This is a genomic window from Bacillus sp. FSL R5-0593 (genome assembly GCF_038603755.1).
GTDB lineage: Bacteria > Bacillota > Bacilli > Bacillales > Bacillaceae > Bacillus > Bacillus velezensis.
The window spans coordinates 2,807,090-2,829,856 of sequence record NZ_CP152011.1; the positions used below are offsets into that span (position 1 = coordinate 2,807,090).

A 22,767-nucleotide genomic window follows, 5' to 3' on the forward strand; every position below is an offset into this window, starting at 1 on the left:
GTATGCATACCCATACAACAATATCAAGCAGAATGAAAATATGCGGTATAGAATATGTACAGATCATGCACACATTCCATAAAAAATCGTCCTTAGGCCACTGCTGGCAGTTCATATCATATCAAATGTGACAATTTCGTGTCAATTGAATATTGTCAACTTTTGATTTCTTCTTTATGCTCTTCAATTGAGCGGTCAAAGACAAACACCGATACAGCAATATTTTCCTCTATTTTAATATCTGAAAACAGATGTACAAGCTTTGCTCCGATGAGCTCTTCCATTCCGTCAGGCGTTTGTTTTGAATACAGCTCCTGAATTAAGCTGGTTCGCGCCGCATGAACCATTTCTCTTCCTTCAGGCGTGCGTGCGATAAACTGCTCACTTGCGCTTAGATTTCCGTAAAGCGTAGATACCGCCATGTTATCCACAAAAACGGTGTGAATTCGTTCAGGCCCCTTTCCAAATAATTCTTTGCGCAATTTCCGGATAATATCGTTAAATTCATGAATTTTTTTAGACATATTGACCCCTCCGATTTTAGCCTATGAAAGACATTCCCGGTTCCCCTTTGTGACATTTCACTTGGTTAAAGTTTTCCTTTCGTATTGTATTATAATAAATATCACCTTATAATAAAAGCAGTGAAGATGGATTTGTAATAGGAAACGTGTTATGAGTCTATCGTTTTATACAAATAGGATTGGTCTGTTAGTAAGACTTGCTAGTGAACTATTCCGCCATGCGTATTTATACCGATCTCCGGACTGGAGGCCGGTATCTATGTGCATGGCTTTTTTCGAGTTTAAAAGATGGAGGGGAATTGGAAGTGACAGACGTTCAGTCTATCCGTGTCACAATTGACGGCACGGAGTATGAAGCACCAGAGGGGTCTAAGATTTTAGATATTTTAAATCAAAACGGAATTGAGATTCCGCAAATTTGCCATGTACCGGAAGTAGATCCGATTCAAACATGTGACACTTGTATTGTTGAAGTAAACGGAAAATTGCAGCGCTCTTGTTCCACGGCTGCAGAAAACGGGATGTCCATCTCGCTTACGTCGGGAAGGGTAAAAGAGGCTCAGACAGAGGCCATGGACCGCCTGCTCGAGAATCACCTGCTTTACTGTACGGTATGCGATAACAACAACGGCAACTGCACACTGCATAATACAGCGGAAATGATGGGAATTGAGCATCAGAAATATCCGTATACGCCGAAAGATGATTCAAAGTGCGCGGTTGATATGTCTCACCCGTTTTACCGCTATGATCCGAACCAATGCATCGCCTGCGGCCAATGTGTGGAAGTGTGTCAAAACCTTCAGGTGAATGAGACCCTTTCAATTGATTGGGAGCGCGACCGCCCGCGGGTCATTTGGGATGAAGGCGTCGCCATTAATGAATCTTCCTGCGTCAGCTGCGGCCAGTGTGTCACTGTCTGTCCTTGTAACGCACTGATGGAAAAATCAATGCTCGGCCAAGCCGGATTTATGACAGGAATAAAAGAAGATGTCATGGAACCGATGATTGATTTAGTGAAAAATGTTGAACCCGACTATACAAGCATCTTCGCCGTGTCTGAAGTGGAAGCGGCTATGCGCGATAAACGGACGAAAAAAACAAAAACAGTCTGCACGTTCTGCGGCGTCGGATGCTCTTTTGAAGTATGGACAAAAGGCCGTGACATCCTTAAAATTCAGCCTGTTTCCGATGCTCCGGTTAATGCGATTTCCACTTGTGTGAAAGGGAAATTCGGCTGGGACTTCGTGAATTCGGAAGAACGGATTACAAAACCGCTTATCCGGAAAAACGGCGCATTTGTTGAATCGTCATGGGAAGAAGCTCTTGATCTTGTCGCTTCAAGACTCGGTTCGATCAAGACCGAACATGGAAATGGTTCTGTCGGTTTTATTTCTTCTTCTAAAATTACGAATGAAGACAACTACGTCATTCAAAAATTGGCACGCCAAGTATTTGAAACCAACAACGTGGATAACTGCTCACGCTACTGCCAGTCACCGGCAACGGACGGCTTATTCCGCACCGTCGGTATGGGCGGAGACGCTGGCACAATTAAAGATATCGCAAAAGCGGGCCTCGTGCTCATCGTCGGCGCCAATCCGGCGGAAGGACATCCGGTTCTGGCCACACGCGTGAAACGCGCCCATAAACTGCACGGCCAAAAACTGATTGTTGCCGATCTGCGCAGAAATGAAATGGCTGAACGGTCCGACCTCTTTATCAGCCCGAAACAAGGAACTGACCAGGTCTGGCTCATGGCAGTAACGAAATATATGATTGACCAAGGCTGGCACGATCAAGCGTTTATTGATGAAAATGTCAACTACTTTGATGATTATAAAGAAACGCTGGAAAAATACACATTGGAATATGCGGAGCGCATCACCGGACTTTCTCAGGATACGATCATCCGCATTGCCGAAATGATTCGTGATGCAGACGGCACTTGTGTTCTTTGGGGCATGGGCGTTACCCAGAATACAGGCGGCTCTGATACATCAGCGGCGATTTCCAACCTGCTGCTTGCCACAGGAAACTACCGCCGTCCGGGCGCCGGAGCCTATCCGCTGCGGGGACATAACAACGTTCAAGGCGCTTGCGATATGGGAACTCTTCCAGGCTGGCTTCCGGGGTATCAGCATATTACCGATGATGCGGCACGCGCTAAATTCGAAAAAGCTTACGGTGTTGAAATTGACGGCAAGCCGGGTCTTGATAATATCGAAATGCTCCATGCGATTGAAGAAGGAAACATGAAAGCCATGTATCTCGTCGGTGAAGATATGGCGCTCGTTGATTCAAACGCCAACCATGTTCATGACATTTTATCCAGCCTAGATTTCTTTGTTGTGCAGGATATTTTCCTTTCAAGAACGGCGCAATACGCGGATGTCATCCTGCCTGCGGTTCCATCTCTTGAAAAAGACGGAACATTTACAAACACAGAGCGGCGTGTGCAAAGATTGTATCAGGCGCTTCCGACACTCGGCGATGCAAAACCCGACTGGTGGATTATTCAGGAAGTCGCCAATCGTTTAGGCGCTGATTGGAATTACACGCATCCTAGCGACATTTTCTCAGAAATGGCGAGCCTTTCTCCGCTGTTCGGAAAAGCAAGCTACGACGTTCTTAGCGGCTGGAACAGCTTCCTATGGGGAAGCTTTACGGGAGAAAGCACTCCGCTTCTTTATGAAGACGGCTTTAACTTCCCGGACAAAAAAGCCCGTTTTGCGCTGAGCGATTGGGTGGAGCCTGCTGTATTCCCTGAAGAATATGACCTGCATATTAACAACGGACGGATGCTTGAACATTTCCACGAAGGAAACATGACAAACAAGTCAAAAGGCATTCAGTCTAAAGTTCCGGATGTATTTGTTGAAGTATCGCCGGAGCTCGCGGCTGAACGCGGAATTTGCGACGGGACAATGATCCGGCTCGTCTCTCCTTTTGGGGCGGTTAAATTGAACGCGCTTGTGACAGACCGCGTCCGCGCAAATGAGCTTTATCTGCCGATGAACTCTACAGATAAAGATTCTGCGATTAATTTCCTGACCGGGCCTGCGTATGATTCACGGACACATACACCTGCCTATAAGCAGACAAAAGTCCGCATGGAAGTGCTTGGTTCCTGTGATACTCCGCCGCTTCCGAAAACGAATCCGCGGAACAAAAAACGTCATCCGCAAAACGGTGTGGAAGCTCAGCGAAAATGGAACCGTCCGGGCTATGTGCACTTAACTGATTAAGGAAAGGAGGAAACATTATGGCAAGCCCAATTACTGAAATTCAAAAAGAAACGAAAACAGAGGAACAGCTGAAAGCTGAAAAACTGGAAGAGCTGAAGACGCTTCTCGCAGAAAATGAAGAAGCCGTCGCGAAAACGATGTCCATCATGGCAGAGCTGAATAGCTTGGGCATTTTTGATGCCGCCGGCTATATGCTCCAGGCAAAAGAGGAGATTGCCAAAATCGCACTCGGACAGATTTCCCGGGAACCTGTCACCAATCTCCTGAATACGATGATGGCCGCGGGAGGCGCGCTGTCAAAAGCTGATCCCGAATTTATGGGCAGACTTTTAGAAAGCGCCATGGCCGGGACGGATCAGGCGCAAAGATTTTTAAAAGAGGACAGGAAAGTCAGTATGTTTGAACTGATGAAAGCCCTCGGTGATCCTGATATTAACCGCGCGCTCGGCTTCGGGCTGCAGTTTTTAAAAGGAATGGGAAAAGAATTACGCGAAACCCCGTCTGAATAAGAAACGAAAAAGCCATTGTCAAAAGACAATGGCTTTTTTTTATTCTTCGGCCTCTTCCAGCCTCTTTTTATAAATAAGTGAACGGTCAACGCAGAAATAAGCGCCCGCTAAAAATACACAATCCGTTACAAACATCAGCATTTTCTGGCCCGCAGTCAGCCCTTGTCCGGGAAGAACCGCGCCGATATAAATGAAGGTGCTGACTGCAAGCAGAATAAATGCGTAATGCTTAAAATCTTCTATTAATGATTTCAGTCTTTTCTTCTCCATATAAGGTCACCTGCCAGTTTTATAGTCTACCAACATTATAATACAAGCTGACAGCCGACAGAGAATGTAAATCTATCCATTCTTTATAAAAGTGAATCAAGCGCCTGTTTCACATCCGCCGTTAAATCCTCAGTATCCTCAATACCGACTGAGATCCGCACGAGCCCGTCGGTAATGCCAAGCGCAAGCCGGCGGTCGCGCGGGATCGAAGCGTGCGTCATTCTGGACGGCACGGAGATTAAGCTTTCAACCGCTCCTAAACTTTCCGCGATCGTAAACAGGTTCAATTTTTCTAAAAACGCGTCGACGCGTTCGCTACTGCCGACATCAAAGGAAATCATTCCGCCGAAACCGGAGCTTTGCGCTTTTGTCAGCTCATGGCCCGGATGTTTCGCTGATCCCGGATAGTAAAGCGTCTGAACGGCATCATGCGCTTCAAGCAGCCCGGCGATTTTTCCGGCGCTGTGATTGATGGCATCCATTCTGAGTCCCAGTGTTTTAATGCCTCTCATCAAAAGCCATGAATCCTGCGGTCCTAAAACGCCGCCTGTTGAGTTTTGCACATAATGAAGCTTTTCGCCCAGTTCTTTATCAGCCGTGACGACTAAGCCGCCGACGACATCGCTGTGGCCGCCGAGATATTTTGTCGCGCTGTGCAGCACGATGTCAGCGCCGAAGCTGAGCGGCTGCTGGAAATACGGCGTGTAAAACGTATTATCGACGATAAGCAATACGCCCGCTTCTTTTGCGATGTCAGACATCAGTTTGAGGTCAGTCACTTTCAATAGCGGGTTTGTCGGTGTTTCGATATAAATGGCTTTCGTATTCGGGCGAATGGCCTTTTTGACTTTTTCTTCACTGCTCGTATCGACAAAGTCCGCTTCAATGCCGAAGCGGTTCAGCACGCCTGTCATCACCCGGTAAGTGCCGCCGTATACATCATCCGTCAAAATAACATGATCGCCGCTGTCAAACAGCATCATGACGGCAGTAATCGCAGCCATGCCTGAGCCGAACGCATATCCCGCCGCGCCGCCTTCAAGCTCTGCAATTAAGCTTTCAAGCGCCGTCCGCGTCGGATTGGCCGTTCTTGAATATTCATAACCCGTGTGCTCGCCCGCTTTCGGCTGCCGGTACGTGCTTACTTGATAAATCGGTACGGAAACCGCTCCTGTTTTTTCATCTCCCGTAATTCCTCCGTGCACCATCAGCGTTTTTTTCTTCATCTTACTGACCTCCTTGAAAAATGTTTTTGCTTATATATCGATCGCTGCCGTCAGGGAAAATGGTGACGATATTTGATCCGGCGGGCGCTTTTTTCGCTTCTTCAAGCGCTGCATAAAGAGCCGCCCCTGAAGAGCTTCCGATTAAGAGGCCTTCTTTCTCGGCCGCTTCTCTGACTAGCGAAAACGCCATATCGTCTTCCACCGTGTAAATGGCGTCAAAATGGTTCTCGTCCATATAATCCGGGATAAACTCCATGCCGATGCCTTCCGTTTTATGGGCATGCGGCTCTCCGCCATTCAGGATCGAGCCTTCCGGTTCAACGATCACCGTTTTGACAGCAGGATTTTTCTCTTTTAAATAAGCTGCCGTACCGGCAAAGGTGCCGCCGGAACCCGCTCCTGCGACAAAAGCGTGGATATCCCCGCCGAGCGCGTTCCATATTTCAGGTCCGATCGTTTTGTAGTAAGTCAATGGATTTACTCGGTTTTTAAATTGCAGAACGGCATAAGAATTATTAATTTCTCTCTCCAGTTCAAGCGCTTTTCGGATGGCTCCCTGCATGCCTTCTTCTCTCGGCGTATGCACGATGTCCGCTCCGAGAGCTTTCATAATTTGCTGCTTTTCTCTGCTGAAATGCTCCGGGACGCAAAAAACGGCGCGAAGCTGATGCTTTCTGGCGCACAGAGCGAGTCCGATCCCGGTGTTTCCGGCAGTCGCCTCAATGATAACGCCGCCCGGTTTCACCTTTCCCGTGCGAAGCGCATCTTCAATGAGCATCCCGCCCAGCCTGTCTTTAATGCTTCCGCCCGGATTCATCATCTCAAGCTTAGCATAAACCGCTGTTCCCTCCGGTAGATCAAAATGCTTGAGACGGAGCAGCGGTGTATTTCCGATCAGTTCTGTAATATCTGTTATCACGTTCAATATATGTCCTCCTCCTGGAAAAGCGGAGGAGAACGAGAATCCCCCGCTTAGTGAATTCGTTTGATGACATTCAGGACAAGCTCAGTTGAATGAACGGCAGCCTGTTCTAAAAATTTATCAAATGAAACGTCAGATTCTTTTCCGGCAATATCAGATAAAGCTCTGATGACAACAAAAGGCGTTTTGAACTGGTGGCACACCTGTGCGACAGCCGCAGCTTCCATTTCAACCGCGTACAAATCCGCAAATTTGGCGCGTACGTCTTCAACCCGCTTCGGATCATTCATAAAAGAATCTCCCGTTGCGATTGTGCCTTTGGCGACTTGAATGCCGTTCAGTTCAGAAACCGCTTCCTCAGTAATACTGATAAGCTTTTCATCAGCTTTGTATGCTGCCGGAAGACCCGGCACCTGTCCGTATTCATAGTCAAACGCCGTCACATCCACGTCATGATGGCGGACATCTGTTGAGATGACGACGTCGCCTACATTCAATGTATGATGAAAACCGCCCGCTGAGCCTGTGTTAATCACATAATCAGGTTTGAAACGGTCAAGCAGAAGCGTCGTGCTGATCGCCGCGTTGACTTTCCCGATACCTGATTTCAGCAAGATGACTTCGACGCCTTCATAGCTGCCAGTTGTAAACTCACAGTGAGCGATCATCTCTTGTTTTGCGTCTTTCAGTTTGCTTCTTAAAATCGTAACTTCCTCTTCCATTGCTCCGATGACTGCCAGTTTCATTTATACACAATCCCTTCGATTTACCGTTTAATCGCCTCCATTATCCAGACAAAGTCATTTTGCTGCGTAAACTGCGCGGCAAATCCCTCTTCTGAAAAGATGTTTTTCATTGTCCCGAGTGTCGGATAATGTTCCGTCTTTAAATCATCCGCTAATTGATGATAGCCGTTTCGGATTGCTTTTTTAATGGCTTCATCATAAGCTTCATGATCTTTAAAGACTGTATCGGCAAACACTATTTTATCATGCTTCTGAAGGATTGCGCCATACTGCTTTACAGCCGTTCGCTTTTCTTCATCGGTTAAATGATGAAAGGCGTACGAGCTGACGATGGTATCTATTTGAAAAGGCGGAGCGGGAAACTCCAGAAAATCTCCGTCACTGAACACGGCTTTGTCAGAAAGCTTGTCAGCCGCCAGTTTTCTCATTGACGGAGACGGTTCTACACCAAACACCTTTTTGTTCGCGGCGGCTAATTTCGCCGTTAAATTCCCCGTTCCCGGTCCGAACTCTAAAACGTTTGAACCTGAAAGTGCGACGATGCTGTCAAGAATGTTGTCATATCCTTTAAAAACTGCGGCATATTGTTTGTCAGCCCCGTGCACTGTGGCATCATAAGTCGCTGCCCAATCTTCAAATAATGGAATAAATTCACGGCCCATATTTTTCACTCTCCATAATTTATAATTCCTATGAGTATAGTATGGATTAATCGTGGAACAGTTCCTATCCTATCACAAAAAAGAATGGAAGGGTACTAAAATACTTTGGGATTATTGCGCAATTACGGCAGAAAGGCTTATACTTTCATTGACTCAGAAGAAAAATCAGGAGGATCTGTACTGATGAATTTTCAATTGGATTTAATCAAAGATAAAGTAGAATTTTTCGAAGCGGCATCTTTGCAGGAGCTTGAAAAGAAAATAAACGTTCAGATTGAAAACAACCAGGCGATTATGCTTCGCGTCCGTTCCGTATCCCATCAGGTGACGGCCGTTGACGGCAGAATCCTTTACAGCGCGTCGGTGCATTTTTCAGCTGACGTATGACAGAAAAAAGCAGCTGAATAATCAGCTGCTTTTTTGCGGTTATTTTAAGGTTTCTACTTTTGTCGGCTTCCAGCCTTTTTTGTCTTTCCAAGTGATGGTAACCTGATACTTTTTGCCGTTCGTTTTGTCTAAAACTTTCCCCTTCGCATCTTGCGGGCTTCCATTGTTTCCGAGCCACAGCACTGTCATGTGATCTTTTGACACGCCTGTTGCGTAAGAGATGGCGTCAAGCATTTCGGACCAGTCTTCAGAGCTTGAGTCATACGTCGCCGCATGTTCTCCCGTCTGCTTTGTGCCGACCGCTTTCCATTTTGGGTTAACAATTGTTTTCTCGACATCGCTTGATGAGCCGCCCTCTGTTATTTTTGCGCCTTTAAAAGGATCGCTTGAATCAGAGTCTTTTTTGCTGCTGTCATCACTTTTCGATGAATCATCGTCTTTTTTGCTGTCAGAGTCTGAAGATGAATCAGATGTGTCCTTATCCTGTTTATCTTTTTTGTCATCGTCTGATGCCGTATCTTTTTTGCTGTCTTTTATGTCTTCATCCGATGTCTGCTTCGTCTTGCCTGATGCAGGTGTTTCCTGCTTCTGGCTCGTGTCCGCTTTTTCGCTCACTTCGCCCGACGGACTGTTGATGAAGAGGCTGACGGCAACGACGACAATAAGAATAGATACGATAGCAATTAAAATGTTAAGCACCATATTTGCTTTTCTGCGCTTATCACGGTTTTCAAAACGAGATTGTTTATTGCTCAATCATTCTGCACTCCTTTATCCCTCTTGCTCAGCATATATTTTAACATGGGCTGAGCGGTTGTTCTATGTCTGATTTATTTCATTTTCATGTACCTTTTTAACAATATCATAAAACACTGTATTTGTCAGAGCCTTATCCCCCGGCGTGTCCATGTGCAGCACCACGAGAGCATATTTCGGCTTGTCCGCGGGAAAGTATCCCGCAAACCATTTGTGGTAAAGCGTCTGTTTTTCTTTTGTGAACATTCCCGTCTGGGCCGTTCCCGATTTGCCTGCTATCTCATACGGCAGATCCTGAAACCTTCGGCCGGTTCCTTTCGGTGAGGTGACGACTTCTCTGAGAATTTTTTGAAGCTGCTGCGCCGTATATTTGTCGATGTTTTCCCCTTTTAACGGCTGATCTTTGAATGACGCCATCGTCGTTTTGTTTTTGTATTCAATTTTGTCCGCGATTTTGACTTGTTTTTTTTCACCGCCGCGCGCGATCGCCGCCATCATATTGGCGACTTCAAGAGGCGTGACTTTCACGTTTTTTTGCCCGATCGCCGTCTGTGCGACGGCTTTTTTTACGGTTTTGTCTTTGTCATCTCCCCAAATGACCCCGCTTTTTTCATTATACAGCTGCCTGAATCCGTCTTCCCGGTACAGCTTGCCTTCCCAGCCCGCCCGCTGGGTGAGACCAAGTTTTTCCGCCATGTTTTCAATAACGGAATCATCTTTTTTGATCAATTTTTCCGCAAGGCTTGTAAACGTATAATTGCAGCTTTGGGCAAAGCTTTCTCCAAAACTGAGCGTGCCTTTGTCATCCCCCGGCTCTCCGTACAGGTTGAGATTGCAGTTAAAGGATGTGCCCGGCTTCACTTCGTTTTGTTCTATTGCGGCTGCGGCGATCACCGTTTTAAATACTGATCCCGGATAAATCGGCGTCAGCATGTAATTTTGCAGTGTCTGCTGCTTTGACATGTCGGCGTCAGGCTTTGATACCATTCCGAGCACACTGCTTTTTTCAATGTCTAAAAGGACGGCTCCCCCCTTTTTTAACCCGCGGTCTTTCAATACATCTTCCATTGCTTTTTGAATATTGCGGTCGATGGAGGTTTTGACTTGCAGCGGATAAAACGCGTTTGCTTCAGCCGTATATTTGACGTCCATTCCGAATAAAGGGTTTCCCCTTCCGTCGACATGATACAAAAGTTTTGTGTCCTGATCCGCCAGTAAAAACTCATCAAACGTCCGCTCCATCCCGCTTGTCCCGATCTTTGCCGTGATCGGCAGTTCCTTCCTGCCGGGGTATTTCTTTTTCAAAAGCTCAGGGTCCTGGTTTGTCGCGCCCAACAGATGAGCGGCTATGTTTGTTTCTTTGCTGTCTTTCATATATACGCCGTAAATGCCGGGATATTTCAAAGAATTGATATTTGACACGGATTGTTTCGTCAAATGTTTTATTTTTCTGCTGTTCAGGACCACCGGTTTTTTCGCTTCCGTGAGCAGCTGCCTGAGCTCCCCCTGTTTCATTCCGAGAATGTCTGATACCCGGTCAACCGGCCAATCCTGCGTCACGAGAAAGGGAAACAGTATGACGGCAGGCTGCTTTTTTCCGGTCAGTTCTTTGCCGTTCCGATCAAGAAAAGAGCCGCGTCCATCTGAAATAAGGACTTCTTCCGTCCGCTGCTTGACGCTTTCCTGAATCAGATTAATATTGGATTTTGAAAAAGATTCTGTAAAAAACAGCTGAATTTCAGCCAGCCTCGCAAGCAGAAAGAAAAACACAAGCAGAAAACAAATCACGGCCGTTTTCAGCCTTTTTGATACGATCATAAAAAACACCTCATCCACATTTTGGACGAGGTGTTTCATTGTTAAACGGATCTTATGAAATTTTCACAATTTTCACGAGCATTTCTCCGCCCGGCGTCTGAACTGTCACTTCTTCGTCCACTTTTCTGCCGAGCAGGCTTTTGGCGATTGGCGAGTCGTTTGAAATTTTCCCTTCAAACGGATCGGCTTCAGCGCTTCCGACAATCGTGTAAGATTCTTCTTCACCGTCCGGCAATTCGATGAATGATACGGTTTTTCCCAAACCGACTACATTTGAACCGCCGTCGTCCTCGATGATTTTCGCATTGCGGATCATGTTTTCAAGCGTCGTGATGCGCCCTTCCACAAATGCCTGTTCTTCTTTTGCAGAATCATACTCAGAGTTCTCTGACAGATCTCCGAAGCTTCTTGCGATTTTAATTCGTTCTACTACTTCTTTACGTTTAACCGTTTTCAATTGCTCTAATTCTTGTTCTAGTTTTTGTTTTCCTTCGTGAGTCATCGGAAAAACTTTTTCTTGTGCCATGTTCCTTCACTCCTTGGTGGTTGTCCCTCAACAATAACGTGTGATTATGTATGAGAGCATAAACGAAAAAATCAAGAATGAGAACACAGGGCAGTCCTCGTTCTTCTCTCCCATATAGGTACTGTTTATCTTAAACTGAATGTGTGTTTTCTGCAAATGTTTCGGTTTATAAACAGGGAAAGAAGGGAACTGTCTCATTCCCTTCCAGCCTATACATAATATGGTCTGAGTTATTTATGTCTATGCTATGGTATTACAAAATTGCATTTTGTTCAAGGATCGTTTGAATCTTCGTGACCATCAGATCAATTGCGACGTGGTTTTGTCCGCCTTCCGGAATAATGATGTCCGCGTAGCGTTTCGTCGGTTCAACAAACTGATTGTGCATCGGTCTGACGACGGACACATACTGCTCAATGACAGAATCGATTGAACGGCCTCTTTCGTTAATATCTCTCATAATCCGTCTGATGATACGGAGATCCGCGTCCGTGTCGACATAAAGTTTCATATCCATGAGGTCGCGAAGTCTTTTATCTTCGAGAACGAGAATGCCTTCCAGAATAATGACATCCTTCGGCTCAACCGGAATGGTTTCCTCAGAACGCGTATGCAGTTTATAATCATAAATCGGCTTTTCTATCGGCCGGTAATTCAAAAGCTCCTGAATATGCTCAATTAAATAGTCATTATCAAATGCGAGCGGGTGATCATAGTTTGTGTTCAGCCTTTCTTCAAACGGAAGATGGCTTTGGTCTTTATAATAAAGGTCTTGCTGGATCATTAAAATCGAGTGTCCTTTAAACTGTTCATAGATGGAACGGGTGACGCTTGTTTTTCCTGATCCGGAACCTCCTGCGATGCCTATAACTACAGGACTCTTACCCATTGGTGATTACTTCCCCTTTCTCATCATGTTGCTCGGATAAATCTTTTTGTCTACTTTAAATGTAACGATTTGCAGGGGATGGCGGGCAGCATCAAGCTCGTTTCCGTCTTCGTCCCAAATAGTGCCGATTGTGAATGTGAAATTGTCGATTTCAGGACCGAAAAATTCCACTTCGTCACCTCGTTTAAAGAAATTGCGCTGCTGGAGCGTCACCATTTGAGTTTCCTCGTTATACGCGAGCACGAGACCGGCAAAATCAAATGTTGTTTTCTTTCCGTGTTCACCGAACATCTGCTCTTCATACCCGGGCGTGCCTTCAAAGAAAGCAGGCGCGGTATCCCGGTTTGCACATTTGTCCAGCTCATCCAGCCATTCTTTTTGAATGACAAAGTTTTCAGGATCAGCGCAGTATGCGTCGATGACTTTGCGATACACGCTGACAACCGTCGCAACGTAATGAATTGATTTCATACGGCCTTCAATTTTCAGGCTGTCTATGCCCATCTCGATCATTTGCGGAATGGATTCAATCAATTTTAAATCTTTCGGGCTCATCGCAAACGGAGCGTCTTCTTCGTCATAGAGTGCGACCGCGTTTGCACCGTCTGTCTGATACAGGTCATAATCCCAGCGGCAGGACTGACAGCAGCCGCCGCGGTTAGAATCCCGGGCCGTCATGTGATTGCTCAGCACGCATCGGCCTGAATAAGCGATACACATGGCGCCGTGGATAAAGGTTTCAATTTCAATATCCACCTTTTCCTTCATTTCTTTAATTTCCAGTCCGCTCGTTTCACGGGCAAGCACCACGCGGTCAAGCCCTTCTTCTTTCCAGAACTGCACCGCTTTCCAGTTGGAAAGGGACTGCTGTGTGCTGAGGTGAATTTCTACGTCCGGGGCCACTCTCCGGCATGTTTCAATAATCAGCGGATCAGCGACGATAATTCCGGCAACTTTTGCGTCTCCCAACGCTTTTAAGTATTCTTCCAGACCGTCCATATTTTCATTATGGGCGAAAATGTTTGTTGTCACATATATTTTTGCCCCGTATTTTTTGGCAAATTCTACGCCCTCTGCGATTTCTTCTATTGAGAAGTTATCCGCATTTGAGCGGAGTCCGTATTCCTGTCCTCCGATAAAAACCGCGTCCGCTCCGTAATGAACGGCAATTTTTAATTTTTCAAGGTTTCCTGCCGGAGCAAGGAGTTCAGGTTTTTTCGTAATGACGCGTTTTCCGTTTACGACTTTGGAAATGGTTTGATTTACGGCTGTCATCCGTTGCACCCTCCTTTTTAATAGACCGTTTCTTTAAAGAAGAATCCTGTGTCGATGCTTCTGTTCACAGGCTGAATGCTTTCAATCCGCTCTATCCAGCTCTCTTTTTTCTCTTCGTATGTCTCTCGGCTTTCGAAGCACAAATCGATTGCTTCTCTGTACATGCGGGTCACTTCAGTTAAGTATTCAGGAGACTTCAAAACTCCGTCGATTTTGAAAGAATCGATGCCGGCGTCCATCAGGTCCTCTAGTTCATCAATCATGCACACATCGTTCGGGCTCATGATGTGCGTGCCGTTTTCATCTTCAAAAATCGGGTATTTATTGCCCCGTTCCTTGTCATGCAGAAACATCCCCGCTTCTTTTTTCTTCTGTTCGATGTCCATGACTTTACCCTGGTATTCGAAGTAATGGCCCACTAAAGAACGCTTCGATTGGAACATGCACGTCATGCCGTGGATTTGAATTTCAATTTCCACTTCGGCGTTTTCTTTTATGTCAATGATGCTGTCCATATTTAATTCCTTAGCCAGCACTGCCCGCCGTGCGCCTTTGCGTCCCCAGTAATTGCAGGAATAGTAGTTGGTTCCCGTTGTTTCCGTGCTCCAGTGCAGTTTAAGCTCGGGAGCCGCTTCACGCGCCGCCATTAAAACGGCCGGATCACCGAAAACAGCCGCATCAACGCCGGCCTCCTGCAAAAAGGCAAGATAGCCGTTCAGCTCGTCCACTTTTTCGTTGTGAAAAATAGCATTGACGGCGGCGTACACTTTCGCGCCTTCCTGATGAGCTGTCTTTACGGCTTCTTTTATATCTTCTCTTGAAAATTCACCGGCCAGTCTCAGGCCGTATCTCTGTTCTCCGACCAACAGGGCCGTTGCGCCCGCTTGAATGAGCGGAAGAATATCCTGTACAGAAGTCGGAGTCACCAAAAGTTCAGGTTTTTTCATGATCCTTCACCTCTTCTTTTTACTGATGGCGATGCCGTCTCCGACCGGCAGTATGACCGTTTGATAGTCAGGCCGGTCCATCAGCCATTGGTTATATTGATCAATTTTTTCAACAAGCTTCCGTCTTCTTTTCGGCTCAATGTCCGAGTGATTTTGTGCCACCAGCCCTTTAAACAGAACATTGTCCGTAAAAATGACTCCATCCGGCGCAAGCATCGGTTCATAGAGCTCAAAAAAGTTCGTGTACTGGCCTTTGGCCGCGTCGATAAAAATGGCATCATAAGGAGCCGTGACACGGACAGACTCAGAAAGTTCCAGCGCATCCCCGTGCATTACGTGAATCCGGTTTTCCATTTCAAAGTCTTTTATATTGTTCACAGCTTCTTCATAGCGTTTGTCGTCCCGTTCAATCGTGTAAATATTCGCATCCGGAAGCTCAAGCGCCATCCGTATGGCGGAATATCCGATTGCCGCGCCGATTTCCAAAATGTTTTTCGCCTGTTGAATCGACAGCATTTGAAGCAGCACTTCAATGCCCGCTTCTTCCATAATCGGAACATGGTGCTCTTTTGCATAGGCTTCAAGCTTTTTCACTTTATCAGGCCGAGGCTTCAGCATCGCGTTTATATACTCGTTTATTTGTTCATACCGATCATTCACGGCAAACAGCCTCCGTTCTAAAAAGGAGTGCCCCTGACGAATCCGCGGGGACACTCTCTTAAGACACTTCTTTATCCATAAGTAAACAACCCGATATATTTTATCATAAAACCTTTCAGAATGGAATAAAAGGAGAGCTTTTGCCCTCCTTTTATTCGCTGTCTTTTTTGGAAATATACTTTTCCTTCGCTTTATTATGGTCTTTTAATGTTTTGGTGAAAACAACCTCGCCGTTTGATTTTGCAAGGAAATAGAGATAATCCGTTTTGTCAGGGCGGAGAGCCGCTTCCCATGATGAATCACCGGCATTTGCAATCGGTCCCGGCGGCAGCCCCTTATGTTTATACGTATTAAACGGAGAATCAATTTTCAGGTCTTTGTAGTAGACCCGGCTTTTATGCTTACCGGCCGCATATAATACCGTCGGATCAGTCTGCAGCGGCATTTTTTCTTCGAGCCTGTTGTAAAAAACGCTGGCGATTTTGTGACGGTCAGCTTTGGCGGTGGCTTCTTCTTCAATTAGCGATGCCATTGTCAGCGCGTTATGGACGGAAAGTTTCTTTTTTTCCAGTTCAGATTTATACGTTTCGATACGGGTGTTTGTTTCCTGAACCATTGCCGTCAAAATCGTGTCAAGCGATGCATCCGGATCATTAAACGGATATGTGGCCGGATACAGATAGCCTTCGAGCGGATGCTTGAGCTTCTTGTTTGAAAGTGCGTCCGTTATCGTATCAGGAAACTGTTTCTTCAGTTTGCCGATGAATGTTTTGTCATCCAGTTTCGCCATGATCTCTTCTTTAGAATATGATGTTTCTTTTGCGATCGCCTCTGCAATCTGTGTAAGCTGTTTTCCTTCAGGAACGGAGATCTGAAAGGCATATCCCGTTGATCCCGCGGTCAGTTTTTTGATAATCGCATCCGCATCCATTCCTTTATTCAGGTGGTAAAATCCCGCCTGAAACCCGGAAGCGCCCTTATACTTCACATACAGCTGAAATGCTTTTTTGCTTTTGATGACATGCTGATCCTCAAGAATTTCAGCGATTGCCGAAACGGAAGAACCGCTCGGAATATTAATATTGACTGCCGTTTTGCTGCCTTTGTCAACCGGAGACAGCAGAGATTTTCCATAGAAAAAAGCACCGCAAATGATGATAAGCAGAGCGATCACGGAGGACAGTATTATCGTCGTTTTTTTGTTTTTACGCGGAAATGAATGTTTAGTCTGATTGATATTCATACAAGTATTTTCCTCCCAACAGCTCTTATACTACATGATTCATGTGCATTCGGCAATTTATTACAAAAAAAAGCCGAAGCGCATATGCGCTACGGCTTTTTCCGTTCATTTTATTCTTCGTCTTCTTCCGCTAAAAACGTGTTGAGCGTTTCTTCGATCATTTCCCACTCTTCATCGGTTTCAATCGGCATCAATTCGCCGTCTTCACCGTTTTCGTTCGGTTCGAAGCTTGAAGCGTGAATTTCGATTTCATCATCGTCTTGAGCATCAATCGGATAATAAAGTACGTAAGATTTGTTGAATGTGTCGTTTTCAAATGTGAACAGCACTTCGCAAAGCTGTTCGTTGCCTTGATCATCGACAATTGTAATGTGTTTTTCGCCGTGTTCCATTTTTTTCACCTCTTAGTTTAAACTGTCCAGATATCCTTGAAGGATCATGACAGCCGCCATTTTATCAATGACTTTTTTTCGTTTTTGCCTGCTGACGTCAGCCGCGATCAGCATTTTTTCAGCCGCCATCGTCGTCAGACGCTCGTCCCACAGCACAACAGGGACATTGTACGCTGTTTCAAGCAGTTTCGCAAATGTTTGGCTGGCTTCGCCTCTCGGACCGATCGTCCCGTTCATGTTTTTCGGAAAACCGAGCACGATCTTCTCTACATTATAGTCTTTCATCAGCTCGGATAAACGGTCCAGACCGTAATCTCCTTCAGCCTCGTTTATTTTTATCGTCTCAATGCCTTGAGCGGTCCAGCCCATTTCATCGCTTAAAGCTACGCCGAGTGTTTTCGTTCCAAGATCAAGTCCCAATATTCTCATGAATGTATTTACGCCTCTTTATGCTGTTCTAGATAGGATTTTACCAATTCCTCGATTAATTCGTCACGTTCCAGTTTGCGAATTAAGTTCCGGGCGTCGCGATGCCTAGGAATGTATGCAGGATCTCCAGACAGCAAGTATCCGACAATCTGGTTGATAGGATTGTACCCCTTTTCCTGAAGCGCATCATATACCGTAATCAGCACTTCTTCGACGTTTGTTTCAGCAGAATCATCGGAGAAATTAAATTTCATCGTTTTATCAAACGAGCTCACCGTTTTGCACCTCTTTCCCAAATTCGCAGGCAAAGTTCAGCCTGAGGTCCTCATCTTATCATCATTCTACACTAGTTGAAAGGATTATAAAACGGATTTTATCCAATCTTCCGCAGATGCGAGCGCCTCTTCCAATTTTTCAGGCTGCTTTCCGCCGGCCTGCGCCATGTCCGGACGGCCTCCGCCTCCGCCTCCGCAGACTTCAGCCGCTTGTTTGACCATTTTGCCGGCGTGAAGGCCTTTTTCAATCAGGTCTTTCGTCACGCCTGCTGAAAGGTTGACTTTCTCATTTTGCACGGCGCCGAGAATGATGACTGCAGAACCGAGCTTCGCTTTCAGATCATCCACCATAGTGCGAAGGTGGTTCATGTCTTTCGCATTTACTTTTTCAGCCAGCACTTTTACGCCGCCGATGTCTTTTACTTTAGACAGAATGGCTCCGGCTTCCACATTGCCGAGTTTGCTGAGCAATGATTCATTTTCTCTTTGCGCTTCCTTCAGCTCCGCTTGAAGAGACTGAATTCGCTTCGGTACGTCTTTTACGTTTGATTTCAGCTCGTCCGCAGCGTGCTGCAGAAGGCTGAGCTGGCTGTTCATTTCCTGATAAGCGCCTTTTCCTGTTACGGCTTCAATTCTTCGCGTCCCTGCGCCGATCCCTGATTCGGATACGATTTTAAACAGGCCGATTTCAGCCGTATTCGTGACATGGCATCCGCCGCAAAGCTCAAGGCTGTAATCTCCGACTTGTACGACGCGGACGATATCGCCGTATTTCTCGCCGAACAGGGCCATCGCGCCCATTTCTTTCGCTTCATTGATCGGTTTTAAATCAATCGCTACCGGAATGCTCTCCCAGATTTTTTCGTTGACGATTCCTTCAATGCGTTCAAGTTCTTCTTTCGTCACTTGACCGAAATGAGAGAAGTCAAAACGCAGACGGTTTTCGGTAACGAGTGAACCCGCTTGGTTGACATGTGTGCCGAGAACGTCTTTCAGCGCCTGGTGCAGAAGGTGGGTAGCCGTATGGTTTTTCACCACGCCGCTTCTCATTTGATCTTCAACTTCAGCCGTCACGCTTGCGCCTTTTTGAATCGTGCCGCTAGCCACCGTGCCTTCGTGTACATGCTGACCGTTCGGAGCTTTTTTCACGTCTTTAATGGTTACGACAGCCTGCTCGCTTCTCAGCACTCCTCTGTCACCGATCTGTCCGCCGCTTTCAGCATAGAAAGGCGTTTTGTCAAGAAGGATTTGGACGGTATCCCCTTCATGCGCCTCACTGATTAATTGCCCGTCATGAAGAAGCTCGATTACCTTCGCTTCAGCTTTTACGGCACTGTAGCCGACAAATGTGCTTTCTGCGGTAATGTCGCGCAATGCGCCGCCCTGAACCTGCATGCTTCCTACATCTTGGCGCGCATTTCTCGCCCGTTCACGCTGTTTTTCCATTTCGGCTTCAAAGCCTTTATGGTCAACCGTCATTTGCTCATCTTCCGCGTATTCCCCCGTCAATTCAACCGGGAATCCGTACGTATCGTACAGTTTGAATACGTCTTTTCCGGAGATGATGCCGCTGCCTTTTTCCTTTTCTTTCTTTATCACGTCAGATAAAATGGCAAGACCTTCGTTCAATGTTTCATGGAAGCGCTCTTCCTCCGTTTTGATGACTTTGGCAATAAACTCTTGCTTTTCTTTCACCTCCGGATAGAAAGCGTCCATAATTCCTGCAACAGTCGGTACTAACTCGTACATAAACGGACGGCTGATACCGACGGTTTTCGCGTATCGCACTGCCCGGCGCAAGAGGCGTCTCAGTACATACCCGCGCCCTTCATTTGACGGCAGAGCTCCGTCGCTTACCGCAAATGCGACCGTTCTGATATGATCGGCGATTACTTTAAAGGCCGTATCCTTCACTGCATCCTTTCCGTAAACATCTCCGGAAATGCGCTCTGTTGCTTCAATAATCGGCATAAACAAATCAGTGTCAAAGTTTGTCGGGACATCCTGAATCACGGAGACCATCCGTTCAAGCCCCATGCCCGTATCAATGTTTTTCTTCGGAAGCGGTGTGTACGTGCCGTCCGGGTTGTGGTTGAACTCTGAGAATACCAGGTTCCATACTTCAAGATAACGATCATTTTCGCCGCCCGGATACAATTCAGAATCTGACGGGTCATTGCCGTATTTCTCGCCGCGGTCATAGAAAATTTCCGTATTCGGTCCGCTCGGGCCTTCGCCGATATCCCAGAAGTTCCCTTCCAGACGGATGATTCTTTCTTCCGGAACGCCGATTTTTTCCGCCCATAGCGTATAAGCTTCTTCATCCTCAGGGTGAACCGTTACAGACAGCAGCTCCGGATCAAAGCCGATCCACTTTTCGCTCGTTAAAAACTCCCATGCCCATGTGATCGCTTCTTCTTTAAAATAATCACCGATGGAAAAGTTTCCGAGCATCTCAAAGAACGTGTGGTGGCGCGCCGTTTTCCCCACATTTTCAATATCATTTGTTCGGATTGATTTTTGCGCGTTTACAATTCTCGGATTCTCCGGCACAACGCGGCCGTCAAAGTATTTTTTCAGCGTCGCAACGCCGCTGTTGATCCATAATAAAGACGGATCTTCATGCGGAACCAATGAGGCGCTCGGTTCAATGGCATGGCCTTTTTCTTTAAAGAAATCTAAAAACATTTGACGCACTTCAGCAGAAGTTAAGTGTTTCATCTATATTCCTCCTTATCACTACCCGAAATTCTCTTTTGCGACAGCAAAAAAGCTCTCTCCCTATGCAAACCATGCGTTCACACAGGGACGAGAGCTGTCTCGCGGTACCACCCTGATTACAGGCCGAAAAAGGCCTGTCACCTTTCATCCCGTAACGCAGGACTGCGGCAGCCTTTAACTGCACTCAGGATTAGCTTCGGCCGATCTTCTGCTGAAGCTCCTTTCAGCGTATCGGAGCTTCTCTCTTAAACAGGGCTTCGGCGTACTCATATCCGTCACTCGAGATTCGTATGTATTCTACTCGAAATTATAGACAAGCAGAACCCGAATGTCAATGTTCCGTCCTGATCCGCAAAAAGTGTATGGCCGTCACTTTTAAAACGGCTGCCGCCGGAACAGCGAGAATCATGCCGGGAATGCCAGCGAGCTCTCCTCCGGCAAGGAGCGCCAGCATGATCACGACGGGGTGCATTCTGAGACTGCGCCCGACAATAAGCGGGCTCAAAATGTTTCCTTCTATAAATTGCAGAATAAAAATCGTGACGATTACGATGATCACAGCTTTAGCAGAAATCGCCAGCGAAAGGAGCAGCGCCGGTACAGCGCCGATAAAAGGACCGAAATACGGGATGACATTCGTAATCCCGATGGCAAGGCCCAAAATCAGCGGGTAAGGAAGCCCGAACAGCCAAAATGAAACGCCGGCTATTAGCCCGAGCAAAAAACAAACGAGAAGCTGACCGCGGATGTAATCACCGAGAGAGTCGTCCACATCCCGCAGAAATTCACTCCCCCTTTTTCTCCAGGACTTCGGCGTCAAATACCAGACTGTCTTTTTCATGACGTCTATATCCTTCACCATATAGAACACGAGAAAAGGAATCGTCGCCGCGATCAGGATATAATCAAGCACGAAACGGATGCTTCTGATCGTGCTTTCAATCGTGCCGGCAAGAAACGTTTCTGTCTGCTGAATCATTTTGTCCATTCGATGGTGCATGCCGTCAGGCCAATGATCCGTGTGATTATGCAGATGCTTCAGCATGCTGTTGTAGTTTTTGGCAAGACCGGGAATGCTCTCAGACAGATCCTGCAGCTGTTCAATTAAAACAGGAACCCCTTTATAAACCCCCCAGCCGATTCCGCCGAAAAACAGGCAATAAATCAGAAGCAGGCTTAAAGTTCTAGGCATCCCTTTTCTATGAAGCCATTCAGTAATCGGAAGTAAAAGATAAGCAATAAATACTGCGATGAATATAGGAATAAAGAGAGATTTTATAACAAGCCAAATGGGAGACCATAACATATCGAGCATGCAAAAGACATACACTGTTAACAAAACGAGCAGACATACAGCCGTCCACATTAAGAGCTGCAGCGGTTTTTGAAGCATGACGTTTCACCTCTTGCTTTATCTTTTGACAGAAAGCCGGAATTATTCCCGTTTCATAAACTCCGCCTTATGACGCAGACCTCTTGACGGAAACAATTATCAGAAATTACGAAATAATCTAAATAATATTCATAAAAATCTGTATAACCATTGTAATATGTTAAAGGATTTCAGAAACTGTCCAGTCAATATGACTCATGTTTTTTAAGGAGGATGGCCATGATTTCATTTCAGGATGTAAATAAGCACTACGGACATTTCCACGTACTGAAAAACATTAATCTGCACATTAAAAAAGGGGAAGTCGTCGTTATCATCGGACCTTCAGGATCGGGAAAAAGCACGCTTCTCCGCTGCATTAATCAGCTGGAAACAGTTGATGGAGGCGCCTTAACGGTAAACGGCGTCTCCATCCATGACAAGAAAACGGATATAAATAAGGTCCGCCGCAATATCGGCATGGTGTTTCAGCATTTTCATCTGTACCCGCACAAAACCGTTCTGCAAAACATCATGCTCGCACCGATCAAAGTACTTAAGCAATCAAAAGAAGAAGCAAAAGAAACGGCCTTATACTATTTGAAAAAAGTCGGTATACCGGAAAAAGCGGACGCTTATCCTTCACAGCTTTCCGGCGGCCAGCAGCAGCGTGTCGCCATCGCCAGGGGGCTTGCGATGAAGCCCGAAATTATGCTGTTTGATGAACCCACATCTGCGCTTGATCCGGAAATGATCGGGGAAGTGCTGGATGTCATGAAAACACTCGCAAAGGAAGGCATGACCATGGCAGTCGTCACACATGAAATGGGATTCGCAAAAGAAGTGGCGGACCGCATCGTGTTTATCGACGGCGGAGCCATCTTAGAAGAAGCTGCACCGGCTGAATTTTACGAAAGCCCCCGTGAAGAGAGGGCGCGTTTATTCTTAAGCCGTATTTTAAATCACTGAA

23 protein-coding genes and 1 other annotated feature are annotated in these 22,767 nt (G+C 46.3%); of the genes, 4 read left to right on the forward strand and 19 right to left on the reverse strand.

Annotated elements, in window-relative coordinates:
- Nucleotides 1-155 precede the first annotated feature (155 nt).
- Nucleotides 156-524, reverse strand: a complete 369-nt coding sequence (locus NYE36_RS13855) for a DUF2294 domain-containing protein (protein WP_007408224.1) — start codon at nt 522-524, stop codon at nt 156-158.
- A 305-nt stretch (nt 525-829) separates the two neighbouring features.
- Here NYE36_RS13855 and fdhF point away from each other — a divergent pair, with 305 nt between their 5' ends.
- Nucleotides 830-3,772 carry a formate dehydrogenase subunit alpha gene (fdhF, locus tag NYE36_RS13860; protein ID WP_094032319.1) on the forward strand — a complete coding sequence of 981 codons (2,943 nt, stop codon included), beginning with the start codon at nt 830-832 and terminating at the stop codon, nt 3,770-3,772.
- 17 nt (nt 3,773-3,789) lie between these two features.
- Nucleotides 3,790-4,281: a DUF1641 domain-containing protein gene (locus tag NYE36_RS13865; protein ID WP_053103962.1), complete on the forward strand. Its 492-nt coding sequence runs from the start codon at nt 3,790-3,792 to the stop codon at nt 4,279-4,281.
- 39 nt (nt 4,282-4,320) lie between these two features.
- On the opposite strand, the gene NYE36_RS13870 is transcribed toward NYE36_RS13865, so the two are convergent.
- From NYE36_RS13870 to NYE36_RS13890, 5 genes are all read right to left on the reverse strand, one after another.
- The gene (locus tag NYE36_RS13870; protein WP_007408222.1) at nt 4,321-4,551 is read right to left on the reverse strand and encodes a YrhC family protein; all 231 of its coding nucleotides are present in this window, start codon (nt 4,549-4,551) and stop codon (nt 4,321-4,323) included.
- An 83-nt stretch (nt 4,552-4,634) separates the two neighbouring features.
- Nucleotides 4,635-5,777, reverse strand: coding sequence for a bifunctional cystathionine gamma-lyase/homocysteine desulfhydrase (locus NYE36_RS13875; RefSeq protein ID WP_007408221.1), 1,143 nt, complete (start codon nt 5,775-5,777; stop codon nt 4,635-4,637).
- A 1-nt stretch (nt 5,778) separates the two neighbouring features.
- The gene (locus tag NYE36_RS13880; protein WP_094032221.1) at nt 5,779-6,702 is read right to left on the reverse strand and encodes an O-acetylserine dependent cystathionine beta-synthase; all 924 of its coding nucleotides are present in this window, start codon (nt 6,700-6,702) and stop codon (nt 5,779-5,781) included.
- Nucleotides 6,703-6,749: 47 nt separating this feature from the next.
- A complete protein-coding gene (gene mtnN / locus NYE36_RS13885; protein WP_003152774.1) occupies nt 6,750-7,445 on the reverse strand; it encodes a 5'-methylthioadenosine/S-adenosylhomocysteine nucleosidase in 696 nt (231 codons plus the stop codon).
- A 20-nt stretch (nt 7,446-7,465) separates the two neighbouring features.
- Nucleotides 7,466-8,107 carry a class I SAM-dependent methyltransferase gene (locus NYE36_RS13890; protein ID WP_094032220.1) on the reverse strand — a complete coding sequence of 214 codons (642 nt, stop codon included), beginning with the start codon at nt 8,105-8,107 and terminating at the stop codon, nt 7,466-7,468.
- Nucleotides 8,108-8,290: 183 nt separating this feature from the next.
- On the opposite strand from NYE36_RS13890, the gene NYE36_RS13895 reads away from it, so the two are divergent.
- Nucleotides 8,291-8,494, forward strand: coding sequence for a YrzA family protein (locus tag NYE36_RS13895; protein WP_003152771.1), 204 nt, complete (start codon nt 8,291-8,293; stop codon nt 8,492-8,494).
- Between the two features lie 39 nt (nt 8,495-8,533).
- Here NYE36_RS13895 and NYE36_RS13900 read toward each other — a convergent pair whose 3' ends face one another.
- The 13 genes from NYE36_RS13900 to NYE36_RS13960 all read right to left on the reverse strand — a co-directional run bounded on the left by NYE36_RS13900 (nt 8,534) and on the right by NYE36_RS13960 (nt 21,818).
- Nucleotides 8,534-9,250 (reverse strand): DUF1510 family protein, encoded by a 717-nt coding sequence (locus NYE36_RS13900; protein ID WP_094032219.1) that lies wholly within the window; start codon nt 9,248-9,250, stop codon nt 8,534-8,536.
- 63 nt (nt 9,251-9,313) lie between these two features.
- Complete coding sequence (locus NYE36_RS13905; protein ID WP_015417895.1) at nt 9,314-11,068, reverse strand: penicillin-binding protein 2; 1,755 nt, start codon at nt 11,066-11,068, stop codon at nt 9,314-9,316.
- A gap of 52 nt (nt 11,069-11,120) precedes the next feature.
- Nucleotides 11,121-11,594 carry a transcription elongation factor GreA gene (gene greA / locus NYE36_RS13910; RefSeq protein WP_003152766.1) on the reverse strand — a complete coding sequence of 158 codons (474 nt, stop codon included), beginning with the start codon at nt 11,592-11,594 and terminating at the stop codon, nt 11,121-11,123.
- A gap of 253 nt (nt 11,595-11,847) precedes the next feature.
- On the reverse strand, nt 11,848-12,483 hold the full coding sequence (gene udk, locus NYE36_RS13915; RefSeq protein WP_003152763.1) for a uridine kinase: 636 nt from the start codon (nt 12,481-12,483) through the stop codon (nt 11,848-11,850).
- A gap of 6 nt (nt 12,484-12,489) precedes the next feature.
- Nucleotides 12,490-13,758 (reverse strand): U32 family peptidase, encoded by a 1,269-nt coding sequence (locus tag NYE36_RS13920; protein ID WP_076425026.1) that lies wholly within the window; start codon nt 13,756-13,758, stop codon nt 12,490-12,492.
- Between the two features lie 17 nt (nt 13,759-13,775).
- Nucleotides 13,776-14,705, reverse strand: coding sequence for a peptidase U32 family protein (locus tag NYE36_RS13925; protein WP_007408214.1), 930 nt, complete (start codon nt 14,703-14,705; stop codon nt 13,776-13,778).
- A 6-nt stretch (nt 14,706-14,711) separates the two neighbouring features.
- Nucleotides 14,712-15,365, reverse strand: a complete 654-nt coding sequence (locus NYE36_RS13930; protein ID WP_007612793.1) for an O-methyltransferase — start codon at nt 15,363-15,365, stop codon at nt 14,712-14,714.
- Nucleotides 15,366-15,516: 151 nt separating this feature from the next.
- On the reverse strand, nt 15,517-16,608 hold the full coding sequence (gene mltG, locus NYE36_RS13935) for an endolytic transglycosylase MltG (RefSeq protein ID WP_012118069.1): 1,092 nt from the start codon (nt 16,606-16,608) through the stop codon (nt 15,517-15,519).
- Nucleotides 16,609-16,718: 110 nt separating this feature from the next.
- Nucleotides 16,719-17,000: a DUF1292 domain-containing protein gene (locus NYE36_RS13940; RefSeq protein WP_003152751.1), complete on the reverse strand. Its 282-nt coding sequence runs from the start codon at nt 16,998-17,000 to the stop codon at nt 16,719-16,721.
- Nucleotides 17,001-17,012: 12 nt separating this feature from the next.
- Nucleotides 17,013-17,429, reverse strand: a complete 417-nt coding sequence (ruvX, locus tag NYE36_RS13945) for a Holliday junction resolvase RuvX (RefSeq protein WP_003152750.1) — start codon at nt 17,427-17,429, stop codon at nt 17,013-17,015.
- An 8-nt stretch (nt 17,430-17,437) separates the two neighbouring features.
- Nucleotides 17,438-17,704, reverse strand: coding sequence for an IreB family regulatory phosphoprotein (locus tag NYE36_RS13950; RefSeq protein WP_003152749.1), 267 nt, complete (start codon nt 17,702-17,704; stop codon nt 17,438-17,440).
- An 84-nt stretch (nt 17,705-17,788) separates the two neighbouring features.
- The gene (gene alaS / locus NYE36_RS13955; protein WP_064115693.1) at nt 17,789-20,425 is read right to left on the reverse strand and encodes an alanine--tRNA ligase; all 2,637 of its coding nucleotides are present in this window, start codon (nt 20,423-20,425) and stop codon (nt 17,789-17,791) included.
- An 80-nt stretch (nt 20,426-20,505) separates the two neighbouring features.
- Nucleotides 20,506-20,713 (reverse strand) — a binding site (T-box leader).
- A 43-nt stretch (nt 20,714-20,756) separates the two neighbouring features.
- Complete coding sequence (locus NYE36_RS13960; protein ID WP_007612803.1) at nt 20,757-21,818, reverse strand: AI-2E family transporter; 1,062 nt, start codon at nt 21,816-21,818, stop codon at nt 20,757-20,759.
- A gap of 219 nt (nt 21,819-22,037) precedes the next feature.
- On the opposite strand from NYE36_RS13960, the gene NYE36_RS13965 reads away from it, so the two are divergent.
- Complete coding sequence (locus tag NYE36_RS13965; RefSeq protein ID WP_007408209.1) at nt 22,038-22,766, forward strand: amino acid ABC transporter ATP-binding protein; 729 nt, start codon at nt 22,038-22,040, stop codon at nt 22,764-22,766.
- The last annotated feature ends 1 nt before the right edge of the window (nt 22,767 follow it).